This is a genomic window from Streptomyces sp. NPDC005492, assembly GCF_040605995.1.
Taxonomy (GTDB): Bacteria; Actinomycetota; Actinomycetes; order Streptomycetales; family Streptomycetaceae; genus Streptomyces.
In genome coordinates, this window is sequence record NZ_JBEXDX010000009.1 from 244,985 (window position 1) to 259,596 (window position 14,612).

At 69.8% G+C, this 14,612-nt stretch carries 8 protein-coding genes; 7 read left to right on the top strand and 1 reads right to left on the bottom strand.

Features of this window, described 5'->3' with window-relative positions; genetic code table 11:
- Positions 1-53 precede the first annotated feature (53 nt).
- Positions 54-2,888, bottom strand: a complete 2,835-nt coding sequence (locus ABZT04_RS15855) for a glycoside hydrolase family 3 C-terminal domain-containing protein (protein ID WP_356056796.1) — start codon at positions 2,886-2,888, stop codon at positions 54-56.
- A gap of 315 nt (positions 2,889-3,203) precedes the next feature.
- On the opposite strand from ABZT04_RS15855, the gene ABZT04_RS15860 reads away from it, so the two are divergent.
- From ABZT04_RS15860 to ABZT04_RS15890, 7 genes are all read left to right on the top strand, one after another.
- Positions 3,204-4,895 (top strand): extracellular solute-binding protein, encoded by a 1,692-nt coding sequence (locus ABZT04_RS15860; protein WP_356056797.1) that lies wholly within the window; start codon positions 3,204-3,206, stop codon positions 4,893-4,895.
- A 27-nt stretch (positions 4,896-4,922) separates the two neighbouring features.
- On the top strand, positions 4,923-5,957 hold the full coding sequence (locus ABZT04_RS15865; protein WP_356056798.1) for an ABC transporter permease subunit: 1,035 nt from the start codon (positions 4,923-4,925) through the stop codon (positions 5,955-5,957).
- Positions 5,954-6,889 carry a carbohydrate ABC transporter permease gene (locus ABZT04_RS15870; protein WP_356056799.1) on the top strand — a complete coding sequence of 312 codons (936 nt, stop codon included), beginning with the start codon at positions 5,954-5,956 and terminating at the stop codon, positions 6,887-6,889. Before ABZT04_RS15865 ends, ABZT04_RS15870 begins: the two co-directional genes overlap by 4 nt.
- 123 nt (positions 6,890-7,012) lie before the next feature.
- Positions 7,013-9,211 (top strand): 1,4-beta-glucanase, encoded by a 2,199-nt coding sequence (locus ABZT04_RS15875; protein ID WP_356056800.1) that lies wholly within the window; start codon positions 7,013-7,015, stop codon positions 9,209-9,211.
- Positions 9,211-11,184 carry a beta-galactosidase gene (locus tag ABZT04_RS15880; protein WP_356056801.1) on the top strand — a complete coding sequence of 658 codons (1,974 nt, stop codon included), beginning with the start codon at positions 9,211-9,213 and terminating at the stop codon, positions 11,182-11,184. Before ABZT04_RS15875 ends, ABZT04_RS15880 begins: the two co-directional genes overlap by 1 nt.
- Positions 11,181-13,823 (top strand): glycoside hydrolase N-terminal domain-containing protein, encoded by a 2,643-nt coding sequence (locus tag ABZT04_RS15885; protein WP_356056802.1) that lies wholly within the window; start codon positions 11,181-11,183, stop codon positions 13,821-13,823. Before ABZT04_RS15880 ends, ABZT04_RS15885 begins: the two co-directional genes overlap by 4 nt.
- 35 nt (positions 13,824-13,858) lie before the next feature.
- The gene (locus tag ABZT04_RS15890; protein ID WP_356056803.1) at positions 13,859-14,572 is read left to right on the top strand and encodes a hypothetical protein; all 714 of its coding nucleotides are present in this window, start codon (positions 13,859-13,861) and stop codon (positions 14,570-14,572) included.
- Positions 14,573-14,612: the final 40 nt, after the last annotated feature.

The following is a 14,612-nucleotide window of genomic DNA, read 5'->3' on the forward strand; positions in this document are numbered from 1 at the left end:
GGCCCCTTCTCTGTCGCCGGTCCCCCCGGACCGGCGTCGGCCTCTCCGGACCCTCAGCCGGAGAAGCCGACGTGCGCGAGCCGCAGCGGGCCGCGCAGCCTGAGGTGCACGTCGTGCACGCCCTCGGCGACGATCCCGGCGCCGAGCGTGGTGTAGTCGTACGGCCCCGATGTGGGCGTGGCGAGGGCGAGTTCGGCGAGTGTCGGGCCGCCGTCCAGGGCCAGTTCCACGATCCCCTGGCCCGCCACCTCCACGGTCACCTCCGTGACACCGGTGCCGAAGTCGCAGTGCCGGTAGAGCAGTTCGGCCGTGCCGTCGCGCCCCGGTGTCACCGCGTCGCCCGCCGCCTTCGTCCGGTCGACGACCTCGCTGCCCGACTGCTCGTCGAAGTCGGCTGCGTCCAGGCCGTGTTGGAGGACGGCGCGCGGAGCGGCGGCCTCACCGGCGAGCGTGACCGTCGTCCGCAGCCGGATGTCCTCGCTGGAGGCGCCGACGAGGAGGTCGTAGGCGCCCGGTTCGAGGCGGTGGCCACCCCGGGCCACGTCCCAGAACTCGAAGGCGGACAGCGGGACTTCGAAGGAGAGGTCCGCCGCATCGCCCGGGGCGAGTGTCACGCGGCGGTGTGCGGTCAGCTCGCGGCGCGGGCGCGGGACCGACGGGTCGGCGGCGCGCGTGTACATCTGCGCGACCTCGTCCGCCGTCACATCACCGGTGTTGGTGACCCTGAACGACACGTGCACCGCGCCGAATTCGACCCGGGCCGCCAGGTCGCCGTACGCGAAGGACGCGTAGGACAGACCGTGGCCGAACGGGAACAGCGGGGTGCCCTCGAAGTAGAGGTAGGTCTGACGGCCGCCGATCACGTCGTAGTCGAGGAGGTCGGGCAGGTCCGTGTCGTCGGCGTACCAGGTCTGGGGGAGACGGCCCGCCGGGGAGACGTCGCCGGCCAGGACCCGGGCGAGGGCGGTGCCAGCCCCCTGGCCGCCGTGGGCCGTCCACAGGATCGCGGGGAGATCGGCGGGGTCGGCCGCGTACGGGTACGCGGAGACCAGTGCCAGGACCGTGTTCGGGTTCGCGGTACGGGCCGCGCGCAGCAGGCGTTCCTGGTGGGCGGGGAGTCGGAGGGTCGTACGGTCCTCGGTCTCGCGGCCGTTGATGTGCGGGTCGTTGCCCGCGACCACGAGCACCACGTCCGCCGCCTCGGCGACCCGGGCCACCGCGTCCTCGCCGCGTTCGGCGACGATCAGCTCGAAGATCTCCGCGTCCGTTTCGGCAACCTTCACGCCGTCGGCGGCGACAGAGACGTGGCGACCCGTACCGATGTGCAGCAGGAGGTGACCGTTCTCGTGGGGTTCCAGGCGGAATGTCTCCTGGACGACCCAGCCGCCGGGCTGGTCGGCGGAGGCGCGCACATAGCCGTCCTCGGCGACCGAGAGGTAACGGCCGTCCGGGGCGCGGAGGGTGAGGACGTCCTCGCCCCAGTCGACGAGCGCGAGTTCGGTGCCGGTGGCGTCGGTGGTGAGGGGCGGGAGGTCGGTGCGGCCCGCGAGGAGCGCGGGGTCCAACGCGCCCTCGGCGCCGCGCACTTCGTCGGGCACGTCCGCCAACGGCACGTGCAGGAAGGCGCCTTGGGACGTCTTCAGGCGGACCCGGTCGACACCCTCCGCGAACTCCACGCGTTCCGCGCCGAACCGCTCGTACACGCCCTCCAGCGGGGTGGAGCGGTGGATCAACGTGCCGCTGTACCAGTCGAGTTTGCACTCGTCGGCGAGCAGGCCGACGACGGCGAGGCGGGTGTCGTGGGCCAGCGGCAGCAGGTCGTCGTTCTTGAGGAGGACCACCGCCTGTTCGGCGGCCTCCTGGGCGAGGGCTCGGTGGGCCGGTGTGTCGAAGTCCTCGATGCCCGCGTGCGGGTCGTGCGCCGGGTCGAACTCGCCGAGCCGGAACCGCACCGAGAGCTGACGGCGGACCGCCGTGTCGATGTCCGCCTCGGTCAACAGGCCCTGCTCCAGGGCCCCTTGGACCCGCGCCACGATCGTCGAGCCGTCCGTGCCGTGATCCGTGAAGCTGTCCACACCGGCGAGCAGCGAGGCCGCGGTGGCCTCCTCGTGGGTGTCGAAGTAGTGCTCGGAGTCGACCAGGTTGGACGGCGCGCCCGCGTCCGAGCAGACGAGGAGATCCTCGTCGGTCCAGGTGCGCAGGTGCTCGCGCAGATACGGCGAGACGTGGTTGGGGCGGCCGTTGACCAGGTTGTACGCCGGCATCACCCCGGCCACCGCGCCCGCCTCGACCGTCTCGCGGAACGCGCGCAGGTCGTACTCGTGCAGCACCCGGGGCCGCACCGAGGACGAACCGACGTCCCGGCCCGTCTCGTTGTTGTGCGCCAGCCAGTGCTTGAGGACGGGCGCGGTGCGCCAGTACGTCGGATGGTCGCCACGCAGACCGTGCGTGTACGCGGTGGCGATCGCCGAGGTCAGCTTGGGGTCCTCCGAGTAGCCCTCCTCGTTGCGGCCCCACAGCGGGTGGCGCAGCAGGTTCACCGTGGGGGACCACACGTTGAGGCCGACGCGGTCGTCGCGCGCGTGCATCGCGCGGGCCTCCTTGGACACCGCGTCGCCGACCCGTCGTACGAGATCCTCGTTCCAGGTCGCGCCCAGGCCCACCGCCTGCGGGAAGACCGTCGCCGGGCCCATCCACGCCACCCCGTGCAGGGTCTCCTGGCCGGTACGGAAGGCGGCGATGCCGAGGCGCTCCACGGCGGGCGCGTACTGGTGCAGAAACCCGATCTTCTCGTCCGGGGTGAGCCGCGCCAGCAGATCGTCGATGCGCTTCGCGAACGGCAGTCGCGGATCGCGGAAAGGCGGCGTGGTCGGCGGCATTGCGGTCACGTGGGGTTCCCCTTGCGATGGAGCGGCGCGGCTCTTTCGAAGCGCTTCGATGCTCATTCGACGCAGGGGTGGGTGTCAAGAGACCTTCACCGTTATTTCAAGCAGCACATACGGACAGGTCACCCCCTACACCTCGGAGGAATCTTGGAAGCGACCCTTGTGCACCCTTGGGTGTTCACTTAACCTCGCAGCAACATCGAAGCGCTTCGACGAAGTTCGACCAAGTGCTCTGTTCCACATCGCAGCTCCACTCAAGACACCGCAGCCGACGGCTCCTCCGCCGGGTGTCCTGGTGCGCCATGAAGGGTTGACGCAATGACGCCGAACGCCTCCGCCGCCTCCGCTCCGAGCCGGAGAAGCTTCCTCGCCTCCACGGCGGTCGTCGCCGCAGCGGTGGCGGGAGGGGTACCGCTGCTCTCCGCCTGCGGCGCCTCGGACAGCGGTTCGGGCGGGGGCAGTTCGGAGGGCAAGGGGATCAAGAAGCTGCTGCCGGCGTTCGTCGCCAGCAATGTGGTGGCCCCGGACATCCCTTCCAAGAACGGCTCCTCGGTCGGTTTCACCAGCAAGCTCGACCTCGCGACCCTGAAGACCTCGGTGCCCAAGAAGCTCGGCAAGGGCGGCAAGGTCTCCATCATGTCGCCGTTCTGGGGCTCCCCGCCCAAGAGCGACAACGCCTACTACAAGGCGATGAACGCCCTCATCGGCGTCGATGTGGCCTGGCAGAACCAGGACGGCAACACCTACGACCAGAAGCTCGGCGCGGTCCTCGCCTCCAGCGACATCCCGGATGTCGTGGTCGTCCCGAGTTGGAACATGGGCGGCAAGATACCCAGCGCCATCATCGGCAAGTTCGCCGACCTCGGCCCCTACCTCTCCGGCGACAAGGTCAAGGACTACCCGAACCTCGCCGCCATCCCCACCGACGCCTGGCAGCGCTGCGTCTTCGGCGGCAAACTGCGCGGCCTGCCCATGCCGTCCTCGTACGTCCCCAACATCGTGCCCCTCTACCGCAAGGACATCTTCGACAAGGAAGGGTACGAAGTCCCCACCTCCGCCGACGAGTTCATGGCCCTGGCCAAGGAGATCACCAACGCCAAGGCCAAGCGCTGGGCCTGCCTGGACATGAAGTGGACCGCCTTCCAGTCCTTCGGCGTGCTCTCGGGAAGTGAGAAGGCGCTCGGCTGGAACCTGGTCGACGGCAAGCTGGTCAACCGCATCGAGACCCCCGAGTACCTCGAAGCGCTGGAGTGGACCCGCAAGCTGTTCGCCGCCGGATACGTGCACCCGGACGCCAAGTTGGGCAAGAGCGCGGCCACCGACCCGGGCCCCAAGTTCGCCGCCGGCGAGTTCCTCATCTACCCCCAGGACATCTCGCAGTGGTGGAGCCGCACCGCCGAACAGGCCACCCAGAACCCGGCGTACAAGATCTGGGGCATGGACATCTTCGGCCACGACGGCGGCGACCCGGTCCTCTGGGCCGGCGAACCGGCCGGCATCTTCGCCTTCATCAGCAAGAAGGCCTCCGAGTCGGTCATCCATGACGCGCTGGCCGTCGCCAACGTCACCGCCGCGCCGTACGGCACCAAGGAGTACATGCTCACCAACTACGGCGTCGAAGGCACCCATTACACCGTCAAGAACGGCGTGCCCACCAAGACCGACCAGGGCAACAACGAGGTCATCAACGCCTACGTCATGGTCGCGAGCCCCGCCTCCACCATCGCCCACCCCGACTTCCCCGAGGTCGCCAAGGCACAGGTCGAGTGGCAGCAGCGGATGGGCGCCTTCACAAAGAAGTCGAGCTTCTACGGTCAGCAGATCACCGAGCCGAGCCGATACACCAACCTCTCCAACGACTTCGAGCAGTTGGAGGACGACGTCACCCGCGGCCGCAAGAAGATCAGCGACATGCAGCAGGCCGTGTCCGACTGGAAGAGCAAGGGCGGAGACCAACTCCGCGCCTGGTACCAGAAGTTGCTCGACGACAACGGCACCGCGGCGAGCTGACCGGGTACCGAGGCAAGGAGAACGGCCGTGTCCCACAGCACGGTGCCTCGGAGCAGGACCGAGGCCGACACGACGGGAAAGACCCCGGTGGCGTCCGGCGGCGCCACCGGCACCCGGCCCAAACGCCGTAGCGGAAAGGTGAGTCTGCGGCTCAGGTTCAGACGCGACCGCGTCCTGCTCCTGATGACCCTGCCCGCCGTCCTGCTCATCCTGGTCTTCAACTACCTGCCGATCCTCGGCAACATCGTCGCCTTCGAGGACTACGACCCCTACGTCAGCGACAACGGCATCGTCTCGATGCTGCACAGCCCCTGGGTCGGCTTGGAGAACTTCCAGCAGATCTTCGCCGACTCGGCGTTCTGGAACGCCGTGCAGAACACGCTCGTCCTCTTCTCCCTCCAACTGGTCCTGTTCTTCCCGATCCCGATCCTGCTCGCACTGCTCATCAACAGCGTGGTCAGGCCCCGGGTCCGGGCACTCTCCCAGGCCATCCTCTACCTCCCGCACTTCTTCTCCTGGGTGCTGGTCATCGCCGTCTTCCAGCAACTCCTGGGCGGGGCGGGCCTGTTCTCGCAGCTCCTGCGGCAACACGGTTTCGACGGCCTCGACGTCATGACCGACCCGAACACGTTCAAGTTCCTGATCACCGCGCAGAGCGTGTGGAAGGACGCCGGCTGGGGGATCATCGTCTTCCTCGCCGCCCTGTCCTCGGTCAGCCCCGACCTGTACGAGGCAGCCGCGATGGACGGCGCCGGCCGCTGGCGCCGCATGTGGCACGTCACGCTGCCCGCGCTCCGCCCGGTGATCGCGCTGCTGCTGGTGCTGCGCGTCGGTGACGCCCTCACCGTCGGCTTCGAACAGATCCTGCTGCAACGTGACGCTGTGGGACCGGGCGCGGCGGAGGTCCTGGACACCTTCGTCTGGTGGAACGGCGTCCGCAACCAGGACTTCGGCTACGCGGCCGCCGCCGGACTCGTCAAGGGCGTGATCAGCCTCGGCCTGGTCCTCGCAGCCAACAAGGTGGCCCATCTCATGGGCGAGCAGGGGGTGTACAAGAAATGACCGCCGTCATCGACAAGCCTGTGCGACAGCCGAGCAGGTGGGCCGCACCGCCCCGCCCGACCTGGGAGGAGGAACCCAGCAAGGCCGGTCTCGCGGGCAAGGGACTCGTCCTCACCCTCGCCTGCCTCGGCATCCTCTTCCCGCTGTGGATCGTCCTCGTCACCAGCCTCTCCTCGCGCAAGACCATCGACGAGGCCGGCGGCCTGGTCATGGTGCCCAAGGGCATCACCTTGATCGCCTACAAGGAACTCCTCAGCGGCGGCCAGGTCACCCGCGCGGCGATCATCAGTGTTCTGATCACCGTCGTCGGCACGGCGTTCTCCATGACGGTGTCCGTCCTGTGCGCCTACGGCCTCTCGCGCATCGGATCGGTCGGGCACCGGTGGATCCTGATGCTGCTGCTCGCCACCATGTTCTTCAGCGCCGGGCTCATCCCGACATATCTGCTGGTGCAGTCCCTCGGCCTCACCGACAGCTATCTGGCGCTGATCCTGCCCAGCGCGCTCAGTGTCTTCAACATCCTTGTGCTGCGCGGCTTCTTCATGGGCATCTCGCAGGAACTCATCGACAGCGCGCGGATCGACGGCGCCGGTGACTTCCGCGTCCTGTGGCAGATCGTGATGCCGCTGTCCCGCGCGGTGCTGGCGGTCATCACGCTGTTCTACGCCGTCGGTTACTGGAGCGCCTGGTTCAACGCCTCGCTCTACCTCAACGACCAGGACATGATGCCGCTGCAGAACGTCATGATCCAGCTCGTGCAGAAGCAGGAAGCCCCGGTGGGACTCGGGCAGGCGATCAAGACCGGGGAGTTGTCCGGGCTGGCTGTGCAGATGGCTGTCATGGTGATGGCGTTGCTGCCGGTGGCCGTGCTGTCGCCGTTCGTGCAGCGGCACTTCAAGAAGGGGATGCTGACGGGCGCGGTCAAGGGTTGAGCGGCGCCTGTCGAAGCGCAGGCTGCGGTGGTTCGGCGGCTGCGGGTTCGTTGTGGCTGGTCGCGCAGTTCCCCGCGCCCCTGCGTAAGTATCCCCACCCCATCCCATAGAGCGAGGTATGTCATGGCCGCGTCCAAACCAAGTCGGCGTGCCGTTCTCGCCGCGTCCGCGGCCGCCGCCGCGCTGACCACCGTGCCCGCCCTCACGACAAGGGCACACGCGGCGGCCCAGGCCACCCCCGCCTACCGCTGGCGCAACGCGGTGATCGGCGGCACCGGATTCATCACCGGTGTCCTCTTCCACCCCTCCGTCCGAGGCCTCGCCTACGCCCGCACCGACATCGGCGGCGCCTACCGCTGGGACGACCGGGCCGCGCGCTGGACCCCCCTCACCGATCAACTCGGCTGGGACGACTGGAACCTCCTCGGCGTGGAGGCCCTCGCCGTCGACCCCGCGCACCCGGACCGGCTCTACCTCGCCCTCGGCACCTACGCCCAGTCCTGGGCCGGCAACGGCGCGGTCCTGCGCTCCGAGGACCGCGGTGCCACCTGGACCCGCACCGACCTCGCCGTGAAGCTCGGCGGCAACGAGGACGGACGCGGGACGGGCGAGCGGCTGCTCGTCGACCCGCGGGACAGCGACACCCTCTGGCTCGGCACCCGGCACGACGGCCTGCTCAAGTCGACCGACCGGGGCGCCACTTGGGCAGCCGCGACCGCCTTCCCGGCGACCCCGAGCGCCACCGGGCAGGGCGTCACCTTCCTCCTCGCGGTGGGCCGCGCCGTCTACGCTGGCTGGGGCGACGGCGACGGCACCTCGACCGCCGTCACCCTCTACCGCACCACGGACGGCACCACCTGGACGGCCGTCCCCGCGCAGCCCACCGGCACCTCCGCCAAGTTCCCGGTCCGCGCCGCCTACGACCGGCACGCCCGCGAGCTGTATGTGACCTACGCCGACGCTCCCGGCCCCAACGGCCAGTCCACCGGCAGCGTCCACAAGTACGCCCCCGGCACCGGCCGTTGGACGGACGTCACCCCCGCCCTGCCCGGACCCGGAGACACCTTCGGCTACGGCGGGGTCGCCGTCGACGCCCGTCGAGCGGGCACCGTCGTCGTCTCCACCAACAACCGCTGGACGGCCGGCGACACCCTGTACCGGACCACCGACGGCGGCCGCACCTGGACGTCTCTCAAAGAGACCGCTGTCCTCGACGTGTCCGAGACTCCTTTCCTCAAGTGGGGTGCGGATCAGCCGAAGTTCGGCTGGTGGATCCAGGCGGTCGCCGTAGACCCGTACGACTCGAAGCACGTGGTCTACGGCACCGGCGCCACCCTCTACGGCACCCGTGACCTCACCCACTGGGCACCGCGGATCCGCGGCCTGGAGGAGACGTCCGTGATCCAGCTGATCTCGCCCCCGGTCGGGGAGGCGCACCTGATCAGCGCCTCGGGGGACATCGGTGTGATGTACCACGAGCGGCTCACGGCGTCTCCGTCGCGCGGCATGGCGGCGAACCCCGTGTTCGGGTCGGCGACGGGGATCGCGCAGGCCGCGGACAGGCCGTCGTGCGTCGTCCGCACGGGCTGGGGCGACAACGGCAACGGCGCGTACTCCCGCGACGGCGGGCGGACTTGGGCGCCCTTCGCTGCCCAGCCCGACATCGCCAAGGACGCGCCGGGGCCGATCGCCACCAACGCCGACGGCAGTACGCTGCTGTGGTCCTTCGTGCACTGGGACGGCACGAAGTACGCAGCCCACCGCTCGGCGGACAACGGCGCGACCTGGTCCGAGATCTCCTCCTTCCCGAAGGGCGCCACGCCGGTCGCCGACCCGGCCGACCCGACGCTCTTCTACGCATACGACACCGACACAGGAACGCTATACGCCAGCACTGACAGTGGCCTTTCCTTCACCGCGCGTGCAGGCGGGCTGCCCGCAGGCGACAGTCAGTTCCACTTGGCCGCGGCGCCCGGCAGATCCGGTGACCTGTGGCTGAGCGTCAAGTGGAACGGGTTGTACCGGTCCGTCGACGGCGGCGTGAGCTTCTCGAAGGTCGACAGTTGCTGGGCGTCGTACACCCTCGGCTTCGGCAAGGCGGCCGACGGAGCCGCGTACCCCGCCGTCTATCAGGTCGGCTCGACCGAGACCATCACCGCCGTCTACCGCTCCGACGACGAGGCGAAGACCTGGGTGCGGATCAACGACGATCAGCATCAGTGGGGTTGGACAGGTCAGTGCATCACCGGTGACCCGCGCGTGTACGGCCGCGTGTACCTCGCCACCAACGGGCGCGGCATCCAGTACGGGGAGCGGGTCTGATGCCGCGACTCGGTGACGCCACCCGTGGCCGCATCCTCTTCGGCGGCGACTACAACCCCGAGCAGTGGCCCGAGGAGACCTGGCACGAGGACGTCCGGCTGATGAAGGACGCCGCCGTCAACTCCGTCACGCTCGGCGTCTTCTCCTGGGCGAAACTCGAACCCGAGCCGGGAGCGAGGGAGTTCGGCTGGCTCGACCGGCTGATGGACCTGATGCACGACAACGGCATCGGCGTCGTCCTCGCCACCCCCACCTCCTCCCCACCTCCCTGGCTGGGCCGCCTCCACCCGGAGACGCTGCCCCGAGACGCGGACGGCCGGGTCGAATGGTGGGGCGGGCGCCAGCACTTCTCCCACTCCAGCGCCGTCTACCGCCGCCACGCCGCCGCTATCACCGAGGACCTGGCCGCCCGTTACGGAAGCCACCCCGCCCTCACGATGTGGCACATCAACAACGAGTACTGCACCTTCGACTACGGCGACGAGGCCGCCGACGCCTTCCGCCGCTGGCTGCGGACGCGCTACGGCACCCTCGACGCCCTCAACTCGGCCTGGGGCACGGCCTTCTGGAGCCAGGGCTACGACACCTGGGACGGTGTCCTGCCCCCACGCCACGCCCACTACCTCAACAACCCCACGCAGGTACTGGACTTCCGGCGCTTCACCTCCGACATGCTTCTGGAGTGCTACGCCGCCGAGCGCGACATCGTCCGTCGGCACACCCCGCACCTCCCGGTCACCTCCAACTTCATGCCGTTGTGGGTGGGGCAGGACGCCTGGCGCTGGTCCGAGGAGGAGGACGTCGTCTCGGTCGACCTCTATCCCGACCCGCGCGATCCGCTCGGTGCCCAAAGTGCCGCTCTCGTCCAGGACTTGACCCGTTCGCAGGCGCGCGGCCCGTGGATGCTCATGGAGCAGGCGGCCGGATCGGTCAACTGGCGCGGAGTGAACCACCCGAAGCCCCGCGGCCTCAACCGCCTCTGGTCCCTCCAGGCCGTGGCCCGCGGCGCCGACGCCGTCTGCTACTTCCAGTGGCGCCAATCGCGGCAGGGTGCCGAGAAGTTCCACTCCGGGATGCTCAGCCACGCGGGGGAGCGGGGCCGCACGTTCCAGGAGGTCAAGGAGCTTGGTGCCGAACTGGCCCTTGTCGGCGGCAAGGTGACGGGCACTCACGTCGTCACCTCCGACATCGCGATCCTGCACGACTGGCACGCGTGGTGGGCCGGCGCCCAGGACGGCCGCCCCTCCACCGAGGTCGACTACCCCGACGTCCTCCGCGCCTGGCACCGCGCCCTCTGGGAGTCCCACCTCACCACCGACTTCGCCCACCCCGAACACGATCTGTCCGCTTACAGGTTGGTGGTCGTCCCCCAGCTCTACCTCCTCACGGACACCGCGATCGACAACCTCCTCGCGTACGTCCGCGACGGCGGCACCCTCGTCTGCGGCTTCCTCACCGGCATCGCCGACGAGGACGACCGGGTGCGCCCCGGCGGCATGCACCCCCGCCTCCGCGACCTCTTCGGCATCCGCACCCTGCACGAGTGGTGGCCGCTGGACGCGGGGGAGACCGTCGAGTGCGAGGGCTTCCGCGGGACGCTCTGGTCGGAGGAGATCGAGCCCGAGGACGGCAGCGTCGACGAGGTGATCCCTTATAAGGGCGGCGAGTTGGACGCCTTCCCCGCCATCCTCCGCAAGGGCCGATCCTGGTACGTCTCCACCCTCCCCGAGCCCCAGGCCCTCAGCGCTCTCCTCACCCGCATCGCCGCCGACGCGGGTGCCCGTCCGGTGCTCGACGGCCTCCCCGGGTGCGTCGAGGCCGTACGACGCGGCGACCTCCTGTTCCTGCTCAACCACGGACGCGAGCCGGTTACCGTCGAAGTCCCGGGCCCCTACGGCGACTTGCTCACCGGCGCGACCGTCGAGGGCGAAATCACGCTCGGCCGCTACGGCGTGGCGGTGCTGCGGCCATGACCGAGGGTCCCGTCCACGCCACCTGGGAGCCCCACCCCGCGACCCGCTGGGAGGAAGCCTTCCTCAGCGGCAACGGCCGCCACGGCGTCCTCGTGTTCGGTGATCCGAGCGACGACCGAGTCATCGTCACCCATCACACCCTCGTCCGCCCGAACGGCGGCGAGCACGCCCGGCCCCCGGAACTCGCCGCCGAACTCCCGGCGCTCCAGGAGAGGTTGCTCGCCGGTGACCTCGCCGTCGCCGAGACCTTCACGGACGGTCGCCCGCTCCAGTGGGTGCAGCCCTTCCATCCGGCCTTCCAGGTACGGCTGCGTGGGCAACAACTGGGCGGCGGAGTGGACGTCGATTACCGCAGGTCCGTCGACTTCAGCACTGGAGAGGCCACCGCTAACCGCGCGGACTGGCGCAGCCGTGTCTTCGTGTCCCGTGCCGACGACGTGATCGTCCAGCACGTCACCGCCCCCGACCTCACTCTCGACCTCGCCCAGGAACACGAACTCCCCGGAGCCCCGGCCGGGTTGAGCGTCGGCCACGGAACGCTCCTCACTCCCGACGGTGCCGTGCTCAGCCTCCGCGTCCGTTATCCCGACAGCGACCGCGCGTACACCGGGGTGACCTTGGTCGTAGTCACCGGTGGGACAACTCGACTCGCCCCGAACGGAGTTCGCGTCGCCGGTGCCACCGAGGTCCTCCTCCTCACCCGCGTCCGGCGCCACCGCGGCGAACCGGACGTCGTGGCAGAGACGCGTGCACTGCGGGAACTGACCCAGCGGGAGCAGTCCTACGACGCCCTCCTCGACCGGCACCTCGCCCTCCACCGCACCGCCTACGGCCGCGTCACCCTCGACCTCCATGCCGACCCCGCCGAACGCGCGCTCCCCGGAACCGAGTTGCTCAAGCGCCCAGGCAGTCCCGCCCTCCTGGAGCGCCTCTTCGCCGCCGGCCGCTACCACCTCCTCTCCTCCAGCGGCCTGCTCCCACCCCGCCTCACCGGTCTGTGGACCGGCGACTGGAACACGGCCTGGTCCGGGGCGTTCACCAACGACGCCAACCTCAATCTCCAGACCGCCTCCGCCGCGAGCGCCGCCCTCCCCGAAGTCACGGACGCCCTCGCCTCCCTGATCCACCGTCAGCTCGACGACTGGCGCGAGAACGCCCGTGCCGTCTTCGGCGCCCGAGGCGTCGTCGCCCCCGCGCACACCGACGGTGAGTCCGGGCTGTCGTACCACTTCAGCCGCGAATATCCGCTGCACCTGTGGACCGCCGGCGCGGACTGGCTCCTCAAGCCACTCGTCGACCACGACGAGACACGCGGCGAACACGACCCCCGTACCGCCGCCGCTCTCGCCGAAGTCGCCCTGTTCTACGAGGACTTCCTCACCCGAACAGACTCGAGCGGTCCGACTGGCCTGGATGACCCGAGCGGTCCGGCTGGCTCGGTTGGCTCGGTTGGCCGGAGTGACCCGGATGGCCCGAGCGGTCCGACTGACCCGGGCGGCTCGGATGGTCCGGCTGGTCCGGGCGGTCCAGGCGACCCGGGCGGTTCGGTTGACCCGAGCGGTCCAGACGACCCGAGCGGTCCGGTTGGCCGGAGTGACCCGGACGGCTCGGACGGTCCGGAAGGCTCGGATGGTCCGGCTGGCACGACCGGCCCAGACGACCCGACTGGCCCAGACGACCCGAGCGGCTTGACCGACCCGAGCGGCTTGACCGACCCGAGCGGCTCGACCGACCCGAGTGACTCGGACGAGCCGGATGACCCGAGCGGCCCGACCAGCCTGAGTGGTCCGAGCGCCCCGGACGACCCGAGCGCCCCGCACAACCCCGCTGGCACCCTGGTCCTCGTCCCCTCCTACTCGCCCGAGAACCGTCCCGCCAACGCCAGTTGGGGTGCGATCAACGCGGCCATGGACCTCTCCGCCGCCCGCCACGCCCTCCGCACCGCCGCCGCCTACCACCCGGACACCCCGCAGGCCCTCCGCTGGCTCGCCCTCGCCGACCGGCTCCCGCCGCACCGCGTCAACGCCGACGGAGCCCTCGCCGAATGGGCCTGGCCGGGTCTGGACGACAGCTACGATCACCGCCACCTCAGCCATCTCTACGGGGTCTGGCCCCTCGACGAGATCAACCCCTACGACACCCCGCGGCTCGCGTCCGCCGCCCATCGCGCCCTCCAACTCCGGGGCGCCGAGAACGACTCCGCGCACGGACACCTCCACCACGCGCTCGTCGCCGCCCGCCTCCGGGACGGCGAGCGCGTGGCGCACGCCCTGGGGCAGGTGCTCGACGGCGACTTCTTCCACGCGTCGCTGATGAGCGCGCACTACCCGAACCGCGACGTCTACAACGCGGACGCCGCGCACACCCTGCCAGGCCTGCTCGTCGAGACGCTGGTGCAGTCGACCCCGGACCGGCTGGTCCTGCTGCCCGCGCTTTCGGCGGCGTATCCGCACGGTCAACTCACCGGCGTACGCACGAGGTTCGGGGCGGAGGTCGACCTGAGCTGGGCCCCCCACGGTGCCACCGCCGTCGTCCGCCCCTCCCGTACCCACCGCGTCGAACTCCGGACTTCCGCCGGCGCGCAGCCGCTCGAACTCGTCGCCGGAGAAGACCGCGTCCTCACCCTGGGGGCGCGGTAGCCAGTCGCATTCCCCCCACCCATGGAAGGGACACCATGGCAACACGCAAGCTGGGCCGTGTACTTACGGCCGTTCTCGCCCCCGCCCTCGCGCTCGGCGCCACCGTCGGCCTCGCCTCGGCCCCCGCCTCCGCCGCCGTTTGGAGCTCCTGCGACCAGTGGGGCAGCACGACCCTGAACGGCTACACGCTCTACAACGACATCTGGGGCTCCGGCGCAGGCACCCAGTGCATCTGGGCCAACTCCGGTACCAACTGGGGTGTCACCGCCAACCACCCCAACACCGGCGGCATCAAGGCCTACCCCAACGCCAAGAAGGTGATCGGCAAGTCGATCACCTCGCTCGGTTCGCTCAAGAGCAGCTACAACGTCACGGTGCCGTCGTCCGGCGCGTACAACACGTCGTACGACATCTGGGACACCAACTACGCCTACGAGATCATGCTCTGGGTCAACAAGACCGGCGCGGTCGGCCCGCTCGGCACCTCGCAGGGCAGCCTGACGCTGGGCGGCTCCACCTGGACCGTCTACAAGGGCAACAACGGCAGCAACGACGTGTTCTCGTTCGTCCGCAGCTCCAACTCCTCGTCCGGCACGATCGACATCCTGCCGATCCTGAAGTGGATCAAGGACACCAAGGGCTGGTTCGGCAACGTGACCATCGGGGACCTGCAGTTCGGCTTCGAGATCACGTCCTCGTCCGGCGGGCTCGCCTTCACCACCAACAGCGAGAGCGTCACCAGTAGTTGAGCAAGTCCGGTGGACGGCCGGGCCGGCCCCGCACTCGCGC

What these genes read in the sequence shown, in the direction of transcription:
- ABZT04_RS15860 (WP_356056797.1), top strand. Translation starts at nt 3,204, where the DNA reads ATGACGCCGAACGCCTCCGCCGCCTCCGCTCCGAGCCGGAGAAGCTTC.
- ABZT04_RS15870 (WP_356056799.1), top strand. Translation starts at nt 5,954, where the DNA reads ATGACCGCCGTCATCGACAAGCCTGTGCGACAGCCGAGCAGGTGGGCC.
- ABZT04_RS15875 (WP_356056800.1), top strand. Translation starts at nt 7,013, where the DNA reads ATGGCCGCGTCCAAACCAAGTCGGCGTGCCGTTCTCGCCGCGTCCGCG.
- ABZT04_RS15880 (WP_356056801.1), top strand. Translation starts at nt 9,211, where the DNA reads ATGCCGCGACTCGGTGACGCCACCCGTGGCCGCATCCTCTTCGGCGGC.
- ABZT04_RS15885 (WP_356056802.1), top strand. Translation starts at nt 11,181, where the DNA reads ATGACCGAGGGTCCCGTCCACGCCACCTGGGAGCCCCACCCCGCGACC.
- ABZT04_RS15890 (WP_356056803.1), top strand. Translation starts at nt 13,859, where the DNA reads ATGGCAACACGCAAGCTGGGCCGTGTACTTACGGCCGTTCTCGCCCCC.